Below are 21,477 nucleotides of genomic sequence, written 5' to 3'. Positions count from 1 at the left end.
ACGCCCGCCCCGGCCTCGTGCCCGGGCGGGCGTCGTCTTTCCGGCGCTGGCTACGGCTTCGACTCCGGGAGCGCGCCGCGCAGCTCAAAGGTCTCCAGGCTCACGCCGGCGCCCGCGTCCCGCAGGAGCTGCTCCAGGGGCACGTCGTCCGTCACCACCACGGCCACCGGCTCCCGGGCCTCTCCTAGCAGCGAGAAGGCGCCCTCCAGCAGCGCTCGCGCGTGGGCCAGTGAGTCCGCGAAGAAGGGATAGAGCACCGCGCCGCCGGAGCGCACGTCCATCATCCCCAGCGTACCCTCCTCGCCGTCCTCGCGCGCCAGCCGAAGCAGTCGGTGCGAAGGCAGCGTCGCGTAGCGCGCCAGCTTGCCCGGCATCATCCCGAAGGCTTGCGTCAGCGGCTCCCAGTCACCTGACTCCACGGGAACCACCATCAAGCCGTGGGGCACGGGCGGCAGCACCGCCACCTGGGCGCGCGTCACCCGGAGGTTGGTGCCCTGGCGCACGAGCTTCATGCCCAGCGAGGTGTACAGCCCCAGCGCCGCGGCGTTGTCCCGCTTCACGTTGAGGGCCCAGCTCTGGCAGCCCTGCTCCCGAAGGCGCTCCGCCACGCGCTGCATCATCCAGCGCCCCAGCCCCTGACGCCGCGCGGAGGGCGCCACCACGAGCTGCCCCACGTAGCCCAGCACGCCCAGCGCGTCTGTCGACGTGTACCCCTCCACCCCACCTGGCCCGTCCACCAGCAGGGTGCGGGGAGAGACTTCCTGCGCCCACATGGTGGCGGAGGGCGGGGGCTCTTCCAGGCCCAGCTCCGCGAACAGCCTCGCGTACGTCGGGTAATCGTCCTCGCGTCCAGGCCTCAGCACCCACGGACACGGCTGCCGTCCCACTCGCACCGCCATCAGGCACTCCTTCCCAGGAGGAGGGAGCGAACACCGACGCGGGCGGATTTCAACGTCCGACGGCACAAAAGAAGGCGGCCCGACACTCCACAGGGGAGGGTCGGGCCGCGGGTCTTCTGAAGGTGACTCACCGGAAGTGCTGAAGGGGTGGGGGGGAACCGCCTTCAGCCTCGCTTCGATGTGTCCCGCGTGGAGCTATAGCAGTCGTCGTGCCAGGAGCTGTTTTGAGACAAACTCCAGTTTTCTCAGGCACTTAGAGGTCCACCCGACAGTGGCCAACCTCGTCGATTGCATTGCAGCCCTGAAATCGCCTTGCAGAACTGAAAATTATCAATGATTTCAGGCGCCTGTGTTTTTCACCGATGAACCCCGTTCATTTCGGATCTGAATCCACGGGTGCGCAAAAGTTACACGTCCAACTCCAGCCTGCTCCCCTACTCCCGGCTCGCCTCCGTGGGCGGGCGGAGGTTGAGGCGCTTCATCTTCCGCCAGAGGGTGGTGGAGGAGACGCCCAGCTCGTCCGCTACACGAGCAAGGTCCACGCCATGGCGCTCCAGGGACTGGGCAATGGCGCGGCGCTCGGCGTCCTCCACCACCTGGGCCAGGGTGGGACCTCCGGCCGTGCCCGCACCGAGCCCCAGTTGTCCATCCAGGGCGCTGAGGCTGGAGGTGCCGTGCGCGGGCGTCAGGCGGGCCTGGCGCAGCGGGAAGTCCTCCGGCATCAGCTCGTCGCTCTCCGCGAGCGCGGCGGCCTGCTCCACCAGGTTCTCCAGCTCGCGCACGTTGCCGGGGAAGTCGTAGTTCATCAGGTGTGTCACGGCGGAGGCGGACAGGCGCCGGGGGTTGGGGCTGCGGGCGTTGGCGCGCTCCAGGAAGTGCTCGGCGAGCACGGGCACGTCATCCAGGCGCTCTCGCAGTGGCGGCACGCGCAGCGTCACCACGTTGAGGCGGTAGTAGAGGTCCTGGCGGAAGCGCTTCTCGCGCACCTCCACTTCGATATCGCGGTTGGTGGCGGCGACGGTGCGCACGTCCACGCGCAGCGCGGTGGACTCGCCCACGCGGCGCACCTCGCCCTCCTGGAGAGCGCGCAAGAGCTTGGACTGGAAGGTGGGGCTCGTCTCCGTCACCTCGTCGATGAAGAGCGTGCCTCCGTCGGCTTCCTCGAAGAGGCCGCGACGCGCCTTCACCGCGCCCGTGAAGGCGCCCTTCGCGTGGCCGAACAGCTCGCTCTCCAGCAGGGACTCGCTGATGGCGGCGCAGTTGACGGGCACGAAGGAGCGGTTCTTGCGACGGCTGTGTGCGTGGAGCGCCCTGGCCACCAGCTCCTTGCCGGTGCCGCTCTCTCCCTGGATGAGCACGGTGGCGTCGCTCTGCGCCACGCGCATCAGCCGCGAGGTGAGGTCCCTCATGGCGGCGCTGCGCCCCACCAGCGCGGACAGGCCATGGCGCTGGTTGAAGTCGGTGGCGAGGTTGTCCACGTCGCGCAGGAGGCGCGCGCGCTCCAGGGCGCGCTCCACGCGGTAGCGCAGCTCGCTCTCCTTGAAGGGCTTGGTGACGTAGTCGTACGCACCCAGCCGCATCGCCTCCACCGCGCTCTCGATGGAGCCGAAGGCCGTCATCATGATGACCTGGAGGCGAGGGGCCACCTCCAGCGCGCGCCTGAGCAGCGTCAGCCCGTCCATGGGCTCCATCTTCAAGTCGGTCAGCAGCAGGTCCATGCTGCCGCCGGACAGGTGGGCCAGGGCCTCTTCACCCGTGCCCGCCTCGAAGACGGTGTAGTGCTCGGCGCGCAGGAGCAGCGCCGTGGTTGCGCGCATGTTGCGCTGGTCATCCACGACGAGGATGCGTCCACGGGACGGCGGGGTGTTCGCGTCAGTCATGGGAAGGACGGGGGCTGCGAGAGGGGAAGTCTGAAAGTGAAGGTGGTACCGCGACCGGGGACGCTGTCCACGGCGATTTCGCCTCGATGTTCCTCGAGGATACGTTTGACGACAGCCAGGCCCAGGCCCGTGCCCTGCGCCTTGGTGGTGAAGAAGGGCTCGAAGACGCGGTGGAGCAGCTCGGCGGGGATGCCCAGCCCCTGGTCCGCCACGTCGATGCGCAGTTGCTCCCGCCCGCCATGCGCCTCCCTCCGCGCCAGCACCCTCACCCGTCCACCCTGCGGCATCGACTGAATCGCGTTGACGGCCACGTTGACGAGCGCCTGGCGGATGAGCCGGCGGTCCATGGGCACCGGCGGCAGCCCCGCCTCCACCTCCGCGTCAATTTGCACCGGCCGGTCCGAGCCACCGCCCTGCACGCGCGCCGCCTCCAGCGAGTCCTGGAGCACGCGGCCCAGGTCCTCATGCTGGAGCACCGGGTTCCTGGGGCGCGTGTAGTCGAGCAGGTCGCCGACGATGCGGTTGAGGCGGTCGCTCTCCTCGCCCAGGATGTCCAGCAGCATGCCCGCGTCACCGGAGGGCTCCAGCAGCCGGCGCAGCGACGCCACCGCGTTGAAGATGACGCCCAGCGGGTTGCGCACCTCGTGCGCGACAATCGCGGACAGCTCGCCCAGCGCGGCCAGTCGCTCGCGCTTCACCATCTCCGCGCGCGTGGCCGCCAGCTCCGCGTAGCTGGCCCACAGTGACTCATACAGACGCGCGTTGGCGATGGAGAGCGCGAGCTGCCCACATGTGGCTTCCGCCAGTTCGACGAGTTCCGGGCTGAAGCTCCGGCTGCGCCGCGTGTCGTCCACCAGCACCACGCCGATGAGCTCCTCGCGCGAAGTCAGCGGCAACGCCAGGAGCGCCTTCTCCCCGAAGCGCTGGACGAGCTGCGGGTTGAAGCCTCCGCCCGAGGCCTCCACGTCCTCGATGGCCACCGGCTTTCGCTCGCGCGCGGCCCGGGCCGCCACGCTGTCACTGCTCAGCGACAGCTCCACCGTGCGGAAGAAGTCGCGATGGGCCGCGGAGGCCGCCGCGCCCCGGAGCACCTTGGCGCTCTCGTCGTACAGCATGATGTAGCAGTTGGACACGTCCAGCAGGTGGACCAGGAAGTCCGAGGCCACGTCGAGGATGCTGGAGGTCTCCAGCACGCCCGCCGTGGTGCGGGCCAAATCCAGCAGCAGGCGCGTCTCGGCGAGCTGCCGCCCCGACTCCGAGCGCAGCCTGCGCTGCTCCAGCAGCGTCACCAGCAGCTCCGACAACGTGCCGAGCAGCCTCACGTCCCGCGCATCGAAGGGCCGGGCTGGCGCGCGCAATACCTGGAGCACGCCGCAGACCTCTCCGCCGCGAGCCAGTCGCACCGCCGCGCCGCTGCCCAGCGCCCCGCCCGAGACTTCGCGCAGCACCGCCGCCTGGGCCTCCGTGGTGAGGTCTCCATCCAGTGCGTCCGGCACCGTGGCCCCCATCACCGCGCTCAAGCGGTCCACGCTCGCCTTGGAGACGCCGCTCTCCGCCAGCCCGAAGTGGGCGGTCAGCTCCAGCGGCCCCTTCTCGCCTTGCGTCAGGTGGAGCACCGCGGCCTCTGACAGCAGCAGCTCCGACACGCGCGACAGGAAGTCCTCGGGCGTGGGGGGAATCGGCCGAGCCACGAAGCGCGCCATCTCCGCGACGGCCCCCACTTCCCATCGGCTGCGCGTGCCATCCGCCTGCACGCGCGCGTCCGTCAGCGCCGCCCCCACCACCTTGGCGAAGAGCGTCAGCACCGAGCCATGGCGAGGCGCCACCCACGGTCCCTCCACGCGCAGCACCTCCACCTGGGGCCCTCCCACCGGCAGGTACACGTGCGTGGGTTTGGCCCGCTCCGCGCCACCGAAGACGGGGCGCCCGTCCGACAGCGCCTCCAGCCCCAGGTACACGTCCGCGGGCGGAGGCCCACCGTCGAGCGCGTGCAGCCGCATGCCATCCCACCGCAGCAGCCGCACCCGGAAGCCCGCGGCCTCCAGGCCCTTGATGGCGACGCGGCGCACCGCGTCCTCGGAGTGCGCGGACACGAGGCCCGCGGAGGTCTCCACCAGGCGCTCGGCCACGGACAGCTCGGGGGGCCGGTCCATCATCGGCAACAGGTTGAGCAACAGCGCCCGGCCTCCGCCCTCGAGCAGCAGATGGGACGCATAGAGGGCCACCTCCCGCGCGACGCCGTCCGCCGAGGGCACCTGGTAGAGCTGCGTCGCCGCCTCCATGGGCACACCGGACTCCAGCAGGCGGTAGCGCTCAGTCAGCCGGCTGCGGTCCTCCGGCTGGACGAAGTCCATGATGGAGCGCCCCTCGACTCGCTCCTGGGGCAGCCCCAGGAGCGCCAGGTACGCGTCGTTCGCGGCGAACACGCGTCCGTCCACCACCGCGAGCACGGGGTTGGCGAAGGGTTCGATGAAGGCGCGCAGCGACGCCTCGCTGTATTGCTTCGTGCTCATCCGCGACGCAGCACCCGCTTCTCGCCTACCCGGAGCGTCACCTTCTCCCGGTCGAAGTACTCGGACAGAGGGATGACGAACTTGCGGCTCTGTCCCACCAGTTCCTTGAAGGCCTGGGTGCTAATTTCCTTCTTCTCGCGCAGGTGGGCAACCAGCCGTTCCCGCAGGGCCCCCAGCGCCACCGCGTCGAAGCACAGCTCCTCGCTGACCCGCGCCACCCTCCCCTCGGCCATCAACACCTTCAACAGCTCTCGCAGGCGGGGCACCGGGAGCTGGAGCTTCTGGGACAGCTCGGCCTCCGTGGGCGGGGCCAGTCCCGTCGCGGACAGCTCCGCGGCGAGCCGCGCCCGGGCCGCCTCGTCCCCCAGCGACAATGCACGGCCGCGCCCCTTCAGACGCACGAGGTCCCGGTCCACCTCCAGCTTTCCGGTGTCCCCCAGTCCCTGCAACACCCGCTGGAAGGCGCGCGCGTCCAGCTCGGACGACAGGCGCTGACGCAGCTCCTCGCGGGACAGGCCCTCGCGCAAGGGCTCGCGCTCATGGAAGGCGGCCAGCAGTGCGAGCGCCCGTCCCTGCAGCCCCTCGAACACCTCGCCGGACAGGTACAGCCGCCGCTCCCTGTCCAGCAGCAGCGCCGCGCCTCGCGTGCCCAGCAGTTCCAGCGCGCGCGCCAGCACCCGAGGGCCCAGCCCGGAGCGGCCGAACAGCTCCGCCTGCGTCAGCCCGCGATAGCCGGCCTGCCGCAACAGCCACGCCACCTGCCCCGCCGGGTCCGCCTCCCGCAGCGGCGCCACCACCGCCGAGCCGCCCTTGCGACGCCGAGGCGGCGCAATCGACAGCACCCGGCCCCCCGCGAGCGTCGCGCCCCGCCCGGGCAGCGCGCGCGAGCCTCGGAGGATGAAGCGCTGGCCCACGAGCGCCGCCACCGGCGCGTCCAGTCGCAGCTGCGCCAGCGTCGTCCCGCCGGGCTCCAACCGCTCCACGTCCAGCAGCGCCACCGTGGCCTCCACCTGCGAGGTGCCCAGGTGCAGGAGCAGCTTGCGACGGCGCGGCAGCGGCGACTCCGCCGTGGGCAGCAGCGTCAGCTCCACGTCCAGCATGCGCGTCTCGGGCAGCTCTCCGGCGCGCGTCAGCACCTGTCCCCGCGAGAGCGACTCCGCCTCCACGCCCGGCAGGTTCACCGCCGCGCGCTGACCGGCCTCCACCTTCTCCACCGCCCGCCCATGCACCTGCACGCCGCGCACCCGCAGCGGGCCCGGCTGCCCGGGGAGCAGCGACACCGCGTCGTCCACCGCCACCGTGCCCGACAACAGCGTGCCCGTCACCACGGTGCCAAAGCCCTTCAACGTGAAGACGCGGTCCACCGGCAGGAAGGTCGGCCCCTCCGAGGGACGCTTCGTCAACGCCCCGGCGGCCCGGCTGAGCGCGGTGCGCAGCGTGTCCAGGCCCTCGCCCGTGCGCGTCGAGCAGGGCACCACCGGCGCGCCCTCCAGGAACGAGCCCGCGGTGAGCGCGGCGAGGTCCGCCTCCACCAGCACGCGCCACTCCGGCCCGGGCTCCGCCAGCAGGTCCGACTTGGTGAGCGCGACGACACCGGCGCGCACGCCCAGGAGCCGGCAGATGTCCAGGTGCTCGCGCGTCTGGGGCATCACGCCCTCGTCGGAGGCCACCACCAGCACGGCCAGGTCCACGCCGCCCGCGCCCGCGGCCATCGCCTTCACGAAGCGCTCGTGGCCGGGCACGTCCACCACACCCGCCACCGTGCCGTCATCCAGCGTCAGGTGCGCGAAGCCCAGCTCCAGGGTGATGCCCCGGCGCTTCTCTTCCTGGAGCCGGTCCGTGTCGATGCCAGTGAGGGCCTTCACCAGCGACGTCTTGCCGTGGTCGATGTGTCCCGCGGTGCCGACAATCATCGCCCCACCACGGCACCGCTCACGCCCCCGCCTTGTCCGGGTCCTCTTCGAAGCGCGCGTCACCCGCGCCGGGCGCGTAGTCCCACGGGAAGACGACGAGCGCGCCCGTCGTCAGCCCGGCGTAGTCCGGGGCGAAACCCTCCGGCTTCGAGATGAGGCACGCCGTCGACACCTGGGTGGCGCCCGCCTCGCGCGCCAGCGCCGTGGCCAGCGACAGCGTGTCGCCACTGGAGGCCACGTCGTCGACGATGAGCACGCGCTTGCCCTTCAGCTCGCGCGGCATCTCTCCGCTCGTCTTCGGCCCACCCTTCGGGCGCCCTTCGTCACCCCTGTCCCTGCTGCGACGGCTGATGCGCACCGGGAAGAACGCGCAGCCCAGCGCCGAGGACAGCGCGCCGCCGACGAAGACGCCACCGTGGGCCACGCCCACCACCGCCTCCGGCTTGAACGTCTTTCGGATGGCGTCGGCCAGGTGGTGCACGGCGCGGTCGAAATCCGCCCACGTCAGCTCCTTCACGCCCGCGGAGCGCTTGCCCGACTGGTCCTTTCCGGTGGGCTGACGCGGCGCTTCCACCTGCGGCGCCAGCACCAGGTCCGCGGGAATGGAGACGAGCTTCTGCGCCTGCTTGCGCTCCGCGGCGGACAACGACGCGGACGACGGCGCGACACGAGTCTTGGGAGAAGTCTTCTTCGAGGAGGACTTCGCGGTGGGCTTGCGCTTGCCCTGGGCCTTGGGCCCGGGCGATGCCCGCTTGGTGGCCACGGCGGTGAGCTCCGGCTGGGGTGCGGCCCCGTCATACCCCGGGGACCGCGCCCTGGCCACATCCCGCTGAAGCCCGCGCCTCGATACACCCCGACGACACACCGGGGTGACGGCTCAGCCGCTCGCGTCAGGCCGCCAGCTTCTCCTCCACCATGCGGTCCGCCACCTGCTCCGGACGAAGGCTGGACTCCTTCGCGCGCCGCAGCACCGTGTCGATGGTGTCGAAGATGTTGGACGCCCGGGCGTAGGCCTTCTCCCGGTCATACCCCGCCCACTCCTGGGCCACGTTGATGAGGCCCCCGGCGTTGGCCGCGTAGTCCGGCACGTAGAGGATGCCTCGTCCGGCGAGCTGCTCCCCGTGTCGCATGGTGAGCAATTGATTGTTGGCCGCCCCGCACACCGCCTTCACCTTGAGGAGCGGCAGCGTGGCGTCGTTGATGGCACCGCCCAGCGCGCAGGGCGCGAAGACGTCCGCCTCCATGCGGTGCAGCGTGTCCGCGTCCACCGCCGTCGCGCCGTACTCCTTCACCGCGTGCGCCACGCTGGCGGCGTTGATGTCGCTGACCCAGACCTTGGCGCCGCGCTCGTGCAGCTCCTTCACCAGGTACATGCCCACGTGGCCCACGCCCAGCACCGTGACGCGCAGCCCCTTGAGGTCCGGGCGGCCGAAGACGTGCTTCGCCGTGGCCTCCATCGCGCGCGCCACGCCGTACGCCGTCACCGGTGACGGGTCTCCGCTGCGCTCCTTCAGGCCGACGACATGCTTCGTGTGCTTGCGCACGTGCTCCATGTCGTCCGTGCTGGTGCCGCTGTCCTCGGTGGTGATGTAGCGGCCGCCGAGCGACTCCACCGCGCGACCGAAGGACTCGAACAGCTTCGCCCGGTCGAAGTTGCCGCGCGGCAGCATGATGACGGCCTTGCCGCCGCCGTGAGGCAGGCCCGCGAGCGCCGCCTTGTATGTCATGCCGCGCGCCAGCCGGAGCGCGTCCGCGACGGCCTCCTCCTCGCTGGTGTACGTCGCCAACGCGCGCGTCCCACCCAGCCCGGGGCCCAGCCGCGTGTTGTGCATTCCGACGATGGCCCGCAGGCCCGTCCGGGAGTCGCTGAGCAGATGGACGGCTTCGTAGCCGCCCTCGAGCAATTGCGTGAAGTAACTCATGGCGCGCGGCCTCTACCGAGGCCACGCACCCAAGTCAAACCGTGCCGCTCTCCAACATGCCGCGAATGACATCTCCAGGAATGACATAGCGCGTCGTGCAGAATTGGCACGTGGCCTCCGCCTGTCCTTCCTTCTCCAGGAGGTCCTGCAACTCCTCACGACCCATCGCGAGCAGCGCGCGCTTCACGCGGTCCTCGCTGCACGAGCAGCCGAAGCGCAGCGGATAACGAGACATCACCTCGAAGTCCGCTTCCGGCAACAGCGCGCGCAACACCGCGGCCCCACCGGACGCCGCGTGCGTCAGGAGCACCGACGTGGCGTCACGACGCAGCCGCTCACCCAGCGCCTGGAAGGTCTCCAGGTCCGCGCCGGGCAGGGGCTGGAGGAGCAGGCCTGCGACCACGCCCAGCGACTCCGTCTTGCCCTCGACCTGGATGGGGAGCTGCGCCAGCACCAGGCGGGAGGGGAGCTGATCCGACTGATGGAAGTAGCGCTCCAGGTCCTCCGCGAGGTCGAAGCGCTCCAGCTCCACCGACGAGCGGTAGTGCTCACCGCCGCCCAAATCCCGCAGCACGGACAGGAAGCCCTTGTTCCCCAGCACGGGACGCCACTGGTACTGGTCGTCGCCACCCACGTACTCGACGAGGGTGTTCTTCACGTAGCCCCGCACGAGGCCGGACGTGTCGCCGTCCACGAAGAGGCCCCGCAACGGCCCGTCGCACTCCACCTGGAGGTTGACGCGGGACTCGCCCTTCTGGAGCGCGCCCAACAGGGCGGCGGCGGTGAGGGCCTGGGACAGCAGCGCCGCGGCGGCGGGGGCCGTGTGGTGGGTGGCGCGGGCCTGACGGGACAGGTCCGTGGTGAGCGCCAGCACCACGCGCGCATCGGACTTCTTCAGCAATCCACTGACGAGCTCATCGGACATGGCAGAGCGACTTAGCGTGCCCGAGCCGGCCGTGCCCACCCACGTCGGAGGGCGGACGCCCCGTCGCATGCTGGCCCGGCAGCAGGGCCACCCAGGGTGACGCATAAGGCCAGGCTTATGCCTCCGTGCGCGACGGCTGCCATGCGGGGATGCGGAAGAAATCCAGCGTCCTGGCCGGAACGGCTATAAACCGCCCTCCGACAGTCACCCGACTTTGACTTGGGGCGCGGCCACTTGCCCGCGCGCCATCGCTGGAGACCCGATGAGCACCCAGGCCGCCACAGCCGACGCCGTTCCGACGAAGACTCCGCTCCTCAAGTCCCGCCTGGGCTCGTTCCTCGCGGTGGTGCCCCTGACGTTCTGGGTCGTCAACCACCTCTGGGACAACCTCTCCGCGTTCGGCGGGGCGGTCGCGTGGGAGAAGTCCGTCACCACGTACGCCAACCCGTTTTCGATGTACCTCTCCTTCGTCATCGTGCTGCTGCCGCTGCTGTTCCACACCGGCTGGGGCATCGTCCGGCTCCTCAGCTTCCGGCCGAACAACAACCGGTACAACAACTACGGCAACTTCAAGTTCATCCTCCAGCGCGTGAGCGCCCTGGGTGTGCTCGCCTTCCTCGGCGCCCACATCTGGCTGGCCTTCCTCCAGCCCCGGCTCATCGGGGGACACCCGGAGGCGTTCACCGACATCGCCCGGGAGATGCACTTCCACGGCCCCACACTCATCGTCTACCTGCTGGGCACGCTGGGCACCGCGTACCATCTGGCCAACGGCCTCCAGGGCTTCGGCATGGGCTGGGGCCTGTTGGGCAGCGAGCGCGCCATGCGCCGCTTCGAGCCGGTCACCATCATCATCTTCCTGCTGCTGACGGCGATGAGCTGGAGCGCCATCTACGCGCTCTATACCGCGGGCGCCGCCTTCGGCCCCTCGAACCCGTAGCCTCAAGGACACGGCGCCCGCCACGAAGCGAGGGCGCCGTACTCCCTTCGCCGCAGCCCTGAAAAGCACACCGGCCGCCCCCGAGACTTCCGGGGAGCGGCCGGTTCGTTTCTGGAGTGCCGCGCGGCTCGCGCGACGCCGCTCAGAACGGGATGTCGTCCTCGCCGTTGCCGCCGCCACCGCCGGAGGAGGGACCGCCCATGCCGTCATCCATGGGAGGCGGCTGGCCGTAGTCGTTGTTGTCCATGCCGCGCGACTGACCGCCACCACCGGACTGCCGGCGCCCACCACCACCGCCACCCGCGCCGTCCCCGGCGTCACGGCCACCCAGGAACGTCACCGCGTTGGCCACGACCTCCGTGGTGTAGTTCTTCCGGTTCTCCTTATCCATCCACTCGCGCGTCTGCAGGCGGCCCTCGACGTAGCACTGCCGTCCCTTCTTCAAGTACTCGCCGCAGAGCTCCGCGAGCTTTCCCCAGACGACGATGCGGTGCCACTCGGTCCGCTCCTGCTTCTGGCCGTTCTTGTCCTGCCAGCTCTCGCTGGTGGCGATGCGGAAGTTCGCGACCGCCTGACCGCCCGGGGTGAACCGCACTTCGGGGTCCGCACCCAGGTTGCCGATGAGGATGACCTTGTTCACGCCTCCTGCCATGACTGCTCCCTCTGACTTTCCGTCGAGCTCCCCTCCACCACGGAGAGGGTCTGCACACCTGCCGGGCATCAGCCCTGGCAGGTTGCCTCCGACGTATAGCAGTGCGGCCTGACATTTCCAGAAGGCGGTCCCCTGGTACCCGGCTCGCCCGGAAGGCGGCCCCACGGGCGAGGAGACGACGGTGGAAAGGTGCGGGAGGGCACCACCCGGCAGGTGGCACCCGCCCACCCGGTACTACCCGCCCGGACGAGTCTCCGCGGTGCGCGACGCATCAGGAGCACTGCCCGTGTTGCGCGGGGGCGGAGGAGTCGAGGAGCCCCCCGCCGGCGCCACCACCTGCACCGGCGCGCCGCCCTCGGACGGACGGGGCGCCTTGGCCTCCGCCACCTTCTGCGACAGCGTGGAGTCCAGCCCCTTGGCGAACGTCGCCACCTGGGGGTCCGCCGCGCCCTGCATCCTGCGCAGCGACTTCCAGAAGGGGTGGTCCGCCTGCCCCGCCTGCACCAGCGCGCGAGCCAGCAGCGTCGAGGACGACTCCCGGTCCGCCGGAGCCGCCGCGCGCAGCGCCACCACGAGCTCCTCCGGCGCCGTGCGGGCCACCTCGCCCAACGCCACGGACATCTCCGTCTGCGCCTGGACATCCACGCCCGTGGCGCCCGCCAGCTCCAGCACCCGGGCCAGCGCCTCCGTGTTACCGCCCGCCGCCAGCTCCACCATGCTGGTGACGCCGGGCACCTCCACGGACAGCACTCGCGCCACCTCCCTCAGCCGGCCGTACACGTCATTGCCCGCCGAGTAGCTGTCCAGGAGCGTGCGCGCCCCCAGGTAGTCATGCGGGTTGGACTGGTAGAGGCTCTCCGCCAGCACCGCGCGCACCGCCGGGTCCCTCTCGCTGCGCCACGCCGTGCGCAGGAAGCCCAGGTTGCGCTGGTCTCTCTGCCGGCCCAGGTCCAGGTACGTCTTGATGCGCGCCGCCACGTCGTCGATGGCGCCCGTCGGCTTGCCCCCGTCCGCCAGGGAGGCCACCGCGCTGGAGGGCCCCAGGCTGGAGCCCGTGGCGGCCACCGCCGCGCCCAGCGCGTCCAGGCCCGCGACGATGGGCCCGGCACGGCCAGCGAAGTCGTTCACCATCATGGAGAAGGAGAAGCGCTCACCGCCCGCGCTCGTCACGTAGCCGCTCAGCGCGGAGACGCCCTCCAGCGTGCCCGTCTTCGCGCGCAGCTTGCCCACCGCTTCGCTGCCCTCGAAGCGGTACTTCAGCGTGCCGTCCTTGCCGGCGATGGGCACCGAGGACAGGTACTCCGGCGCGAAGGTGAAGCGCGTGTGCATGTAGCGCAAGAGCTTGTTGATCTGCGCGGCGGAGAAGCGGTTCGCGTCGTTCAGACCGCTGCCGTTCTTCATGACGTACGTGCCGCGGGGGATGCCCACGTCGCGCTCCAGGAACTGCTCCACCACCTCCACGCCCTTGGTGAAGGAGCCCGGCTGGCCGCGCCCCTCCGCGCCCATCGTCTTGAGGAGCTGCTCGGCGACGAAGTTGCTGGAGAGCTTGTTGAGGCGCTTGAGCATCACGTCGAACGTGTCCGACTGGGCCACGTGCACCATGCGCGCCTTGGACGGCGTCAGGCCCGTCTTCACCCGGCCCTTCACCTTCATGCCGCGCGTGTTCAACAGCTGCTTGAGCGTCTGGCCGAAGTACATGGGGGGGTTGTCGATCTTCTTCCAGACGCTGACGGCCCCGCCGCGCTCGGGCGGCACCTGCCCGCGCACCACGATTTTCTGCTGCGGGCCCGCCGGGTCCGACGTCACGGAGACGCGCCGCGCGCGCTTCGCGCCGGTGGACAGCTGGTTGTCGACGACGAAGTAGTCGCTGGGGGGCTCCATCTCCACGGTGCCCTTGGCGCCGGGGCTCGCGCCGGGGCGCAGGAAGATGGCCGCCGCGTTCCAGTTGAGGCTCAGCGCGCCGGTGGGCGCCATGTACGCCCGGTCCGAGTCCTCCTGGTCATACCCGGGCGGCGTGCGCTCGGCGTCGAACCAGGAGTCGTCCACGACGATGTCCCCCACCTCGCGCAGGCCCGAGTGCCACAGCTCCGACACCACGCCCCACAGGCGCTCGGTCGTCATGGACGGGTCGCCCTTGCCGCGCACGTAGAGCGTCTTCACCTTGCCGTCCGCCGGCATCTCCGGCTCGACGAGGAACTCCGTGTCGTAGCGGAACTCCGGCCCGAGCGTCGCCAGCGCCGCCGCGGACGTGACGAGCTTCACGTTGGACGCCGGGTTGAGCAGCTCGTCCGCGTTGTGGGTGAACACCACCGTGCCGTCGTCCAGGCTCTGCATGTGGACGCCCACGCGGCTCACCTTGAGCGGCGCGCGTTGCAACACTTCGAGCAACGCGGCCCGCAGGGCTTCGCGGTCCGCGCGCTTCTCGGCGGAGGTGGGGGGCGCCGCGAGGGCACCGTGTGGAAGCAGCAGGGAAACGATGGCCAGCGCGGCCAAGAGGTGTCTGGCTCGAAGAACCTGCACGCACGCTCCGGGGAAGTCGGCGGCCATTATGGGGAAGGGCGCGAAAGCACGGCAAGGGAGAGGGGGTGCGGGAGTCCACGGTTGGGCGCTCGCTCTACCGCCAAGTGGAAATTGGCGCCCCCCACATGTGGACTTCTTTTCACTGCGGTCCTCCCAGCGCCCAAGATGCCGATGACAGCCAGGCGCATCATGAGGGGTGCCCCTGACAGCCGTGGAGGAAACTTCGATGAGAGCGGTGGTGCAGCGGGTGCTGGAGGCATCGGTGACGGTGGACGGGCAACGGGTGAGTGACATCGGCCCCGGCCTGCTGGTGCTCCTGGGGGTGGGCAAGGGCGATACGGAAGCGGACGTGGCGTGGATGGTGGAGAAACTCGCCACACTGCGAATCTTCGAGGACGCCGCCGGGAAGATGAACCTCTCCCTGGAGGACACCTCCCGCCAGCTCATCGTCGTCAGCCAGTTCACCCTCTACGGAGACGCGCGCAAGGGCCGGCGCCCCAGCTTCATCGACGCCATGGAGCCCACTGTCGCCAAGGCCCTGTACGAGCGCGCCTGCGAGGGCCTCCGTCAGCGCGGGCTCACCGTGGGCACCGGCATCTTCGCGGCGGACATGAAGGTGGCGCTCGTCAACGACGGGCCCGTCACCCTCATCCTGGACAGCCCGGCTCCGGCTCCGACTTAAATCCGGACGGTGCTGCCCTTGGTGACGAGCGCGGCCAGGCCCTGCTTGGCCATCGCCGCCTGGCGGATGTGCGTGGTGAGCGCGCCCAGCTCCCGAATCCAGCTCGCCGCGCGAGGCCCCAGCCCGGAGAAGGCCACCGTCAGGGGCGGAGGCTGAGCCAGCTTGCCCAGCCAGTAGCCGAGCACCTCGTCCTTCTCCGGCAGCGACGGCAGCTTCATGCGCTCCTGCTCGCGGGCGATGAGCCGTTCCAGCTTGCGCGGCAGGTTCACCTGCCAGTGCGCCACCGCGCGGGCCGGGCGCCAGGCCCAGTCGGCGAAGGCGAAGCGCTCGGTGGGGAAGTACTCGCCCCGGCCCTGGGTGACGAAGACGCGGTCCGGGGGGAACTCCGGGAAGGGGTCCCATTGCCCCGCCAGCAGCGAGGCCAGCCCCATGTCCGCCAGGGGCCTGAAGCGGAAGCCGTCGCGCACCTCGCGGGCGCCCTTCGAGTCCCAGTACGGGTAGTTGGGCTCCTCCAGCATCAGCGACAGGTGCAGCGCCTCGTCCCAGGCGTCCGCGTAGCCGGCGTGCTGCGTGCCCACCTCCCAACCCGTGGGGCCTTCCTTCCAGGGGAGGAAGGCGAGCCTGTCCACCAGGTCCGACCAGGGGTCCGCGTCCACCGAGCCCAGGCCCCCGGGTACCGCCGTGGCCAGCATCCGCTCGCAGAGAATCCGCGCCTGCACGTCGCCCAGCGTCTCCAGGAGCGACTCCAGGGCCCCCGTCGCGTCACCCATGGCGCGCGCGAGGAACGGGAGCACCTGCTCGTGGAAGAACCGGTCGTTGATGGGCCGCAGCACCACGTCCATGTCGTCCCCCCCTGGGGACAGCCCCTCAGGGCCGTGCGTCTTCCTGGATGATGAGCTCGTGGATGGCCGCGGCCGTGGTCGCCTCCAGGATGGAGGCTCGGAAGCGGGGATTCTTGAAGAGGCGGGAGATGCGAGCCAGCGCCTTGAGGTGCACCCCCGCGCTGTTCTCCGGGGCCACCAGCGCGAAGAACAGGTGGGTGGCCTTGCCGTCGATGGCCTCGAAGTCCACGCCCGCCCGGGACACGCCGAAGGCCGCCTGGAGCTGCGTCATGCCCGGCAGCTTGCCATGGGGGATGGCCACGCCCTCGCCGATGCCGGTGCTGCCCAGCTTCTCCCGCTCGCGCAGCACCTCCACCAGACGGTCTTCCTGAAGCAGGGGGTGGGCTCGCACCAACGTGGCGCTCAGCTCGCGCAACACCTCCTGCTTCGTCCGCGACTGCATGTCCGCGATGACGGCTTGGGGGCTGAGGAACTCGGCGATTCTCACTGACGCTCCCGCGCTGGCGCTCCTGAGATGGCGGCAATTACTCCTCACCCTCGATTCGCGCAAGGGTCGCCTGACGTCCTGGCCCCACGGCCGCTCACTGCGCATCAGGGACCCAAGGGCCTTGGGTCGCCCCCAGGCCCCCCCTCCCCGGTCGTCCCAGGGGGCGATATGCGCCTCGAGGGCCGCCGTTTCCCGCCGTGAATCCTCGAATCGAAGCAGGAAGGGAGCGACCGCCATGAAGCGAACGCTGTGCTTGAGCCTTGTCGTGATTTCGGTGTGGGCCACCGGCTGCGCCACCACCGCGTCTCCAAGGGGCATGGCCCTGGGAGACGCCGCCGAGGAATCCCTGCTGTTGCAGGGCGACGCCATCACCGGGCCCAGCTCCACGCTGAGCATCTCCGCCAACGCCATGCACGGCCGCTACCGCAGGGACCCCGTCTCGCTCCAGTGGGACTACCAGAAGCTGACCGGCTCCGTGGGCCACCAGGCGACGCGGCTGGAGCTGGCCGAGGGAGATGACACCCGCGTCTGGGGCACCTTCGGCGGGCTGGCGGTGGACCTCACCGAGGACGGCACGTACCTGCACGGCCGCGTGGGGCCCTGCGCCTACGTGCTGAAGCGCGAGGGGGACACCCTGGCGGGCATCCGCGAGTGCGGCAGCGCCGTGGAGAAGGACGTCACCCTGGCCTTCCCCGCGACGCTCCACCGGCGCTCCCTGGGAGAGCGGGCCGCGCTGATGACGCTGGCGCTCGTCAACACGCGGGCGCCCGTGGTCACCACCGCGATGACCGTCGCCAGCATGGCGGGTGACGCGCGCAACGAGCAGGCTTTCAACTCCTGCAAGAAGGTCCCGTGAGGAACTGACGGGCGCTCGTCGCCACGAGGTGCCCAGGGCGCGCTCCATCTCCCGGGGGAGGGGTGGAGCGCGCCGTCTTTTTCCGGCCGATATGCCTTTCGCGCGCTGTCGTTCTTGGCGACGGATGCGCCAGTCGCCATTCCGGGCGACTGGGGGGACACCGGTGCGCGTGGCCGACCACGGGCGCTGGATGCTGCATCCATGAAGGAACGGCAACGCCCCCGTCACACACCGGACGGGGGTGTTCGCGCTCCGCCTCCTCGAGGGGGGTGGCGGAGCGCGACTCTTCCTCACTGGACTGGCTGACGGGCTCAGGTCCCCGTGGCGACGGCCAGGGCCGGCGGCTCGTGGGGTTCAATGAGGCCGTACTGGCCATCCTTGCGCCGGTAGATGATGCCCAGCGCGTCCGACTCCACGTTGTGGAAGACGTAGAAGTCGTTGTTCATCAGGTTCATCTGCATCACCGCCTCGTCCACCGACAGCTGCTTCACGGTGAGCTGGGTGGCGCGCACCACGCGCGTCGCGGCGGCATCGACAGGGTCGGCGGCCTTCGTCGTCGTGGACGACTCCACCGTGGACTGCGCGGCGATGAGGGCCAACTCCTCCACGTCCGGCACCTCGAAGACGGCGTGACGCACCTTCAGGCTGTTCACCAGGTCCTGGCGGTGGTGCACGCGCTCGCGGCCGTGATGCGTCTTCAGCTTGTCCCGGTAGCGGCGCAGCTGGCGCTCGATTTTGTCCATCGCCAGGTCGATGGATGCGTACATGTCATCGCTCTCAGCCCTCCCGCGCAGCACCCAGGCGCCGGATTGGATGGTGATGTCCGCGTGGTGGAGGTGACGCTCCAGGTACAGCACGACGTGTGCCTCTCCTGCTCTGTCCAACAGCTTGTTCACCCGCTCGACCTTCTCGCGTGCGTATTCCTTGAGAGAATCCGACGCCCCGAACTGACGGAAGGTGATGTTGAACTGCATGCGTGGCTGCCTCCTAGGGTGAGGGGAGCTGCGTGACAGATCAGAAACTTCTGACCTCGGGAAAGCAACCCGTCCCCCCACGTTGCCTCTTCCCGAGCGCACCACGCGTCCGGGGGCTGACAACCCGGCGTCGCTGGCCCGCATTCATGCGGGGCACCAGACTCTTCAACCCCTCGGAATCACGCGTTGGAATCACGCGCCGCGCCATGCGCCGGGTATCTCGCGACACAGGCTCAGGCGAGCAGCCTGCTCACTGCACCGCCACCACCTGCTCTTGCGAGTGGTAGTAGGAGCCCCGGCAGGCGGCCACGCCCGAGCACTCCGTCACCTCGCCCTGCACGGTGCCGCTCAAGGTCAGCAGATGCGTGGCCGCGCCCAGCTGCGAGGGAACGGTGAAGGTGATTTTTCCGCCCTCGCGCGTGATGGTCATCCCCGCGGTGACGGCGCCGCCCTCGGGCAGGAGCGTGGCGGCGGCGGCGTTGAGCAACTCGTTCGTTGGATTCCACTGGAACGAGTACGTCTGGCCCCGCAGCAGTCGCGTCGCCGTCCCCGTGAAGGAGCGCTTCGCCTGCCCCTCCTTCATCGTGAGTGTGACGGTGGCGCTCGCGTCCTGGAAGACGATGCGCGCATCCGTGGGCGGCAGCGCCTCCCAGGCATCGGGGTCGAAGTCGAAGAAGGCCCGCGTGGGCAGGCACACGTCGCGGCCCGCCGTGGCATCGACACCGCCCTGCTCCAACCGCATGGCCTGGCCGTTGAACGTCGCGGTGGCGCCGTCGTTCAGCCGGGTGCACCGGTCTCCATCCGCCTGGGAGAACGTCACCGTGACGCGGTGGGAGCCCGGGGCCTGCTCCACTTCGAACAGGTCCACGTCCGCGTGCGAGTACGTGAGCGTGCGGTCCGAGAGCCCCGCGAGGTCCACGGTCTCCGTGGTGAAGTCGTCACCACAGCCCGACAGCAACCCGAGCGCGACGAGGACTCCCGATACCGCGCCAAAAGGGAAACGAGAGGAAGAGTGCATGCGGGTCGCACCCTATACCCACCGCCCCGGCCCCCTGGGAGCAGAACGGCGCCGGGCCGTCACCTTTCCCACCCCCACGCCTGCCCGCCTGTCCGCTAGCCCGCTTGCTGGAGGAAGCCCTCCAGCCGAGCTTTCACTTCCGGCCACTCCGTGTCGATGACGCCGTAGTACGCGCTGTCACGCACCACCCCGCCGCGCACCAGCACGTGGTTGCGGAGGATGCCCTCGAATTTCGCGCCCATCCGCTCAATCGCCGCGCGCGAGCGAGCGTTGCGCCGGTCCGTCTTGAGCTGCACGCGCATGACGCCGAGCGTGTCGAAGGCGTGGCACAACAACAGGTATTTGGCCTCGGTATTCACGCGCGTGCGCCACACCCGGCGACCCAGCCACGTCCAGCCAATCTCCAGTGTCCGGTGCTCGCGCTGGATGTCCAGGTAGCTGGTGGTGCCCACGACGGCCCCCGTCTCGCGCTCCACGATGACGAAGGGGCGCTCCGTGCCCCGCTCCGCCGCGCCGAGCGCCCGGGTGATGAAGCGCTCCACATCCTCCAGCGAGCGCAGCACCACCGAGAAGTTCGTGAAGATGTCGTCCTCGCACAGCGCGGCCAGGGCCGGGGCGTGCCCCAGCGTCATGGGCTCCAGGCGCACCGCGCGCCCCTCCAGGACGACGGGCGGAACGACGAGGGGCACGAGCGCCCTGCGAGGGGCGTCGGCATCCGTGGGAAAAGAAAAAGGGGCGCTCATGGCGCCCCCGAATCTCATCCTCCGGAAAGCCGGAGGAAAGAGCCACTTGTCACGGACTCAGTAGTACCGCTTGCGCTTGCTGCTCGGGAGGATGCCCAGCACCTCGCGGTACTTGGCCACCGTGCGCCGCGCGATTTCGGTGCCCTGCGAGCGCAGGAGCTCCACAATCTTCTGGTCCGAGTACGGGTTGCGCGCGTCCTCCGCCGATACGAGCTGCTTGATGTGGTGCTTCACCGCCTCGCTCGCGGTGTCCTCGCCGGACACGCGGGAGATGGACGAGTTGAAGAAGTACTTCAGCTCGAAGATGCCCTGCGGCGTGTGCACGTACTTGCTCGTCGTCACGCGGCTCACCGTGGACTCGTGCATGCCGATGTCCTCCGCCACGTCCCGGAGGATGAGCGGCTTCAAGTGGGCGATGCCCTTGTCCAGGAAGTCCTTCTGGAACTTCACGATGCTCTCGGTGACTTTGTAGATGGTCCGCTGCCGCTGGTGGATGGAGCGGATGAGCCACACCGCGCTGCGCAGCTTGTCCTGGATGAAGTCCTTCGTCTGGCCAGGGCCCACCGCGCCGTTCTTCAGCGCGTTCCGGTACGTGCCGGAGATGCGCAGCTTGGACAGGCCGTCATCGTTGAGCACCACCGTGTACTCTTCCCCCATTTTGTAAACGAACACGTCGGGGGTGATGTACTGCGCGTCGTCGCCGCTGAAGTTGCGGCCCGGCTTCGGGTCCAGCTTGGGGAGCAGCTTCACCGCCTCCACCACCTCTTCCAAGGTGACCTTCAGGTCCTTGGCGATGGCGGGCAGGTTCTTGCTCTCCAGGTACTTCATGTGCCGCTTGATGATGAGGCCCAGGAGCGGCGCGTGCGGCTCCTTCATCCCCTGCAACTGGATGAGCAGGCACTCCTGCAAGTCGCGCGCGCCGCAGCCCCGGGGCTCCAGCATCTGGATGCGCCGCAGGGTGCGCTCGGCCACGTGCATGGGCACGTCCGCCTCGTTGCACAGGCGGATGAGCGGGTCGCCCTCCACGTCCGGCAGCTTCAGGTAGCCGTCGTCATCCAGGTTGCCGAGGATGAGCATGGCCACGCGGCGCTCGGCGTCGTTCAGGCGCAGCGTGCCGAGCTGCTCCTGGAGCTGGTCGACCAGGTCCTCCTTCTTGACGAGGTTGGCCTCGAACGACGGAAGGTCGTCCGTGGCCACGTTCCCCTTGTTGGAGGCGGTGGTCTGCTCGTTGAACTGGTAGCTGTTGAGGTACGCCTCCCAGTCGATTTCCGGGGGGCCGTCGCCGTCCGCCTTGAACTCCGTGGCCGTGTCGCTCGTGGCCGCCGGCATGTCCCCGTCCCGGGGCATCTCGACGTTGTCCGCCTCCAGCGACGCTTCCCCGGGCTCCTTGTCCCCCACGTCGCCCGGTGCCTGTTCGTCCGGCTGCTCCAGGAGTGGATTCTGATCCATCTCCTCGCGGACCTGCTCCAACAGCTCCATGCGGGAGAGCTGAAGCAGCTTGATGGCCTGCTGGAGCTGGGGCGTCATCACCAGCTGCTGCGCAAGCTTCAGGCTTTGTTTGAGTTCCATCGCCATGAGACAGGGTCTCCCCGAGTGATTCAGCCCCTACACAACACGGGACCAATCAAAGACCGTGCCAACGTAACAAGGCACCCTGACGCCGTCTAGTGGTGCAATCGTGGTCCCTTGCTTGCATATTCAAAATTCCACA

Annotated in this window: 18 protein-coding genes; 3 read left to right on the top strand and 15 right to left on the bottom strand. The window is 69.7% G+C overall.

Annotated elements, in window-relative coordinates:
- Nucleotides 1–50 precede the first annotated feature (50 nt).
- The 7 genes from G4D83_RS19370 to G4D83_RS19340 form a co-directional block, all read right to left on the bottom strand.
- Nucleotides 51–899, bottom strand: a complete 849-nt coding sequence (locus G4D83_RS19370; protein ID WP_163866281.1) for a GNAT family N-acetyltransferase — start codon at nucleotides 897–899, stop codon at nucleotides 51–53.
- 434 nt (nucleotides 900–1,333) lie between these two features.
- Nucleotides 1,334–2,779: a sigma-54-dependent transcriptional regulator gene (locus tag G4D83_RS19365; protein ID WP_163866280.1), complete on the bottom strand. Its 1,446-nt coding sequence runs from the start codon at nucleotides 2,777–2,779 to the stop codon at nucleotides 1,334–1,336.
- Complete coding sequence (locus G4D83_RS19360; RefSeq protein ID WP_163866279.1) at nucleotides 2,776–5,292, bottom strand: ATP-binding protein; 2,517 nt, start codon at nucleotides 5,290–5,292, stop codon at nucleotides 2,776–2,778. The genes G4D83_RS19365 and G4D83_RS19360 overlap by 4 nt, the downstream gene beginning before the upstream one ends.
- Nucleotides 5,289–7,205, bottom strand: coding sequence for a selenocysteine-specific translation elongation factor (gene selB, locus G4D83_RS19355; RefSeq protein ID WP_163866278.1), 1,917 nt, complete (start codon nucleotides 7,203–7,205; stop codon nucleotides 5,289–5,291). Before selB ends, G4D83_RS19360 begins: the two co-directional genes overlap by 4 nt.
- Nucleotides 7,206–7,224: 19 nt before the next feature.
- Nucleotides 7,225–7,968: a phosphoribosyltransferase gene (locus tag G4D83_RS19350; RefSeq protein WP_240356429.1), complete on the bottom strand. Its 744-nt coding sequence runs from the start codon at nucleotides 7,966–7,968 to the stop codon at nucleotides 7,225–7,227.
- 127 nt (nucleotides 7,969–8,095) lie between these two features.
- Nucleotides 8,096–9,127 carry a Glu/Leu/Phe/Val dehydrogenase family protein gene (locus tag G4D83_RS19345; protein WP_163866276.1) on the bottom strand — a complete coding sequence of 344 codons (1,032 nt, stop codon included), beginning with the start codon at nucleotides 9,125–9,127 and terminating at the stop codon, nucleotides 8,096–8,098.
- Between the two features lie 34 nt (nucleotides 9,128–9,161).
- Nucleotides 9,162–10,052: an Hsp33 family molecular chaperone HslO gene (locus G4D83_RS19340; protein ID WP_163866275.1), complete on the bottom strand. Its 891-nt coding sequence runs from the start codon at nucleotides 10,050–10,052 to the stop codon at nucleotides 9,162–9,164.
- A gap of 262 nt (nucleotides 10,053–10,314) precedes the next feature.
- Between G4D83_RS19340 and G4D83_RS19335 the strand changes: the two genes are divergently transcribed.
- Entirely contained in the window at nucleotides 10,315–10,992 is a 678-nt protein-coding gene (locus G4D83_RS19335; protein ID WP_163866274.1) for a succinate dehydrogenase/fumarate reductase transmembrane subunit, read from the top strand.
- A 142-nt stretch (nucleotides 10,993–11,134) separates the two neighbouring features.
- Here G4D83_RS19335 and G4D83_RS19330 read toward each other — a convergent pair whose 3' ends face one another.
- Nucleotides 11,135–11,644, bottom strand: coding sequence for a single-stranded DNA-binding protein (locus tag G4D83_RS19330; protein ID WP_163866273.1), 510 nt, complete (start codon nucleotides 11,642–11,644; stop codon nucleotides 11,135–11,137).
- Between the two features lie 234 nt (nucleotides 11,645–11,878).
- Nucleotides 11,879–14,164, bottom strand: a complete 2,286-nt coding sequence (dacB, locus tag G4D83_RS19325) for a D-alanyl-D-alanine carboxypeptidase/D-alanyl-D-alanine endopeptidase (RefSeq protein ID WP_163866272.1) — start codon at nucleotides 14,162–14,164, stop codon at nucleotides 11,879–11,881.
- A 226-nt stretch (nucleotides 14,165–14,390) separates the two neighbouring features.
- On the opposite strand from dacB, the gene dtd reads away from it, so the two are divergent.
- Complete coding sequence (gene dtd / locus G4D83_RS19320; RefSeq protein WP_163866271.1) at nucleotides 14,391–14,846, top strand: D-aminoacyl-tRNA deacylase; 456 nt, start codon at nucleotides 14,391–14,393, stop codon at nucleotides 14,844–14,846.
- On the opposite strand, the gene G4D83_RS19315 is transcribed toward dtd, so the two are convergent.
- The gene (locus G4D83_RS19315) at nucleotides 14,843–15,688 is read right to left on the bottom strand and encodes a hypothetical protein (RefSeq protein WP_163866270.1); all 846 of its coding nucleotides are present in this window, start codon (nucleotides 15,686–15,688) and stop codon (nucleotides 14,843–14,845) included. The two genes, dtd and G4D83_RS19315, sit on opposite strands and share 4 nt — an antisense overlap.
- A 25-nt stretch (nucleotides 15,689–15,713) precedes the next feature.
- Nucleotides 15,714–16,175 (bottom strand): PTS sugar transporter subunit IIA, encoded by a 462-nt coding sequence (locus G4D83_RS19310; RefSeq protein ID WP_163866269.1) that lies wholly within the window; start codon nucleotides 16,173–16,175, stop codon nucleotides 15,714–15,716.
- Nucleotides 16,176–16,410: 235 nt separating this feature from the next.
- On the opposite strand from G4D83_RS19310, the gene G4D83_RS19305 reads away from it, so the two are divergent.
- Nucleotides 16,411–17,031: a hypothetical protein gene (locus G4D83_RS19305; protein WP_163866268.1), complete on the top strand. Its 621-nt coding sequence runs from the start codon at nucleotides 16,411–16,413 to the stop codon at nucleotides 17,029–17,031.
- 311 nt (nucleotides 17,032–17,342) lie between these two features.
- Here the strand turns inward: G4D83_RS19305 and hpf are convergent, their stop codons facing one another.
- From hpf to rpoN, 4 genes are all read right to left on the bottom strand, one after another.
- Nucleotides 17,343–18,005: a ribosome hibernation-promoting factor, HPF/YfiA family gene (gene hpf, locus G4D83_RS19300; protein ID WP_163866267.1), complete on the bottom strand. Its 663-nt coding sequence runs from the start codon at nucleotides 18,003–18,005 to the stop codon at nucleotides 17,343–17,345.
- A 250-nt stretch (nucleotides 18,006–18,255) separates the two neighbouring features.
- The gene (locus tag G4D83_RS19295; protein ID WP_163866266.1) at nucleotides 18,256–19,023 is read right to left on the bottom strand and encodes a hypothetical protein; all 768 of its coding nucleotides are present in this window, start codon (nucleotides 19,021–19,023) and stop codon (nucleotides 18,256–18,258) included.
- 95 nt (nucleotides 19,024–19,118) lie between these two features.
- The gene (locus G4D83_RS19290; RefSeq protein WP_163866265.1) at nucleotides 19,119–19,766 is read right to left on the bottom strand and encodes a GNAT family N-acetyltransferase; all 648 of its coding nucleotides are present in this window, start codon (nucleotides 19,764–19,766) and stop codon (nucleotides 19,119–19,121) included.
- A 57-nt stretch (nucleotides 19,767–19,823) separates the two neighbouring features.
- A complete protein-coding gene (gene rpoN, locus G4D83_RS19285) occupies nucleotides 19,824–21,341 on the bottom strand; it encodes an RNA polymerase factor sigma-54 (protein ID WP_163866264.1) in 1,518 nt (505 codons plus the stop codon).
- Nucleotides 21,342–21,477 lie beyond the last annotated feature (136 nt).

The organism is Myxococcus eversor (genome assembly GCF_010894455.1).
Classification (GTDB): domain Bacteria; phylum Myxococcota; class Myxococcia; order Myxococcales; family Myxococcaceae; genus Myxococcus; species Myxococcus eversor.
Note: the sequence above shows the minus strand (reverse complement) of the source record. Positions and strands in the feature narration are given on the sequence as shown.

Coding starts and splice junctions, on each gene's coding strand:
- hpf (WP_163866267.1), bottom strand. CDS start 18,005: ATGCAGTTCAACATCACCTTCCGTCAGTTCGGGGCGTCGGATTCTCTC.
- G4D83_RS19315 (WP_163866270.1), bottom strand. CDS start 15,688: ATGGACGTGGTGCTGCGGCCCATCAACGACCGGTTCTTCCACGAGCAG.
- G4D83_RS19335 (WP_163866274.1), top strand. CDS start 10,315: ATGAGCACCCAGGCCGCCACAGCCGACGCCGTTCCGACGAAGACTCCG.
- G4D83_RS19305 (WP_163866268.1), top strand. CDS start 16,411: ATGAAGCGAACGCTGTGCTTGAGCCTTGTCGTGATTTCGGTGTGGGCC.
- G4D83_RS19345 (WP_163866276.1), bottom strand. CDS start 9,127: ATGAGTTACTTCACGCAATTGCTCGAGGGCGGCTACGAAGCCGTCCAT.
- selB (WP_163866278.1), bottom strand. CDS start 7,205: ATGATTGTCGGCACCGCGGGACACATCGACCACGGCAAGACGTCGCTG.
- rpoN (WP_163866264.1), bottom strand. CDS start 21,341: ATGGCGATGGAACTCAAACAAAGCCTGAAGCTTGCGCAGCAGCTGGTG.
- G4D83_RS19295 (WP_163866266.1), bottom strand. CDS start 19,023: ATGCACTCTTCCTCTCGTTTCCCTTTTGGCGCGGTATCGGGAGTCCTC.
- G4D83_RS19340 (WP_163866275.1), bottom strand. CDS start 10,052: ATGTCCGATGAGCTCGTCAGTGGATTGCTGAAGAAGTCCGATGCGCGC.
- dtd (WP_163866271.1), top strand. CDS start 14,391: ATGAGAGCGGTGGTGCAGCGGGTGCTGGAGGCATCGGTGACGGTGGAC.
- G4D83_RS19290 (WP_163866265.1), bottom strand. CDS start 19,766: ATGAGCGCCCCTTTTTCTTTTCCCACGGATGCCGACGCCCCTCGCAGG.
- G4D83_RS19370 (WP_163866281.1), bottom strand. CDS start 899: ATGGCGGTGCGAGTGGGACGGCAGCCGTGTCCGTGGGTGCTGAGGCCT.
- G4D83_RS19330 (WP_163866273.1), bottom strand. CDS start 11,644: ATGGCAGGAGGCGTGAACAAGGTCATCCTCATCGGCAACCTGGGTGCG.
- G4D83_RS19360 (WP_163866279.1), bottom strand. CDS start 5,292: ATGAGCACGAAGCAATACAGCGAGGCGTCGCTGCGCGCCTTCATCGAA.
- G4D83_RS19365 (WP_163866280.1), bottom strand. CDS start 2,779: ATGACTGACGCGAACACCCCGCCGTCCCGTGGACGCATCCTCGTCGTG.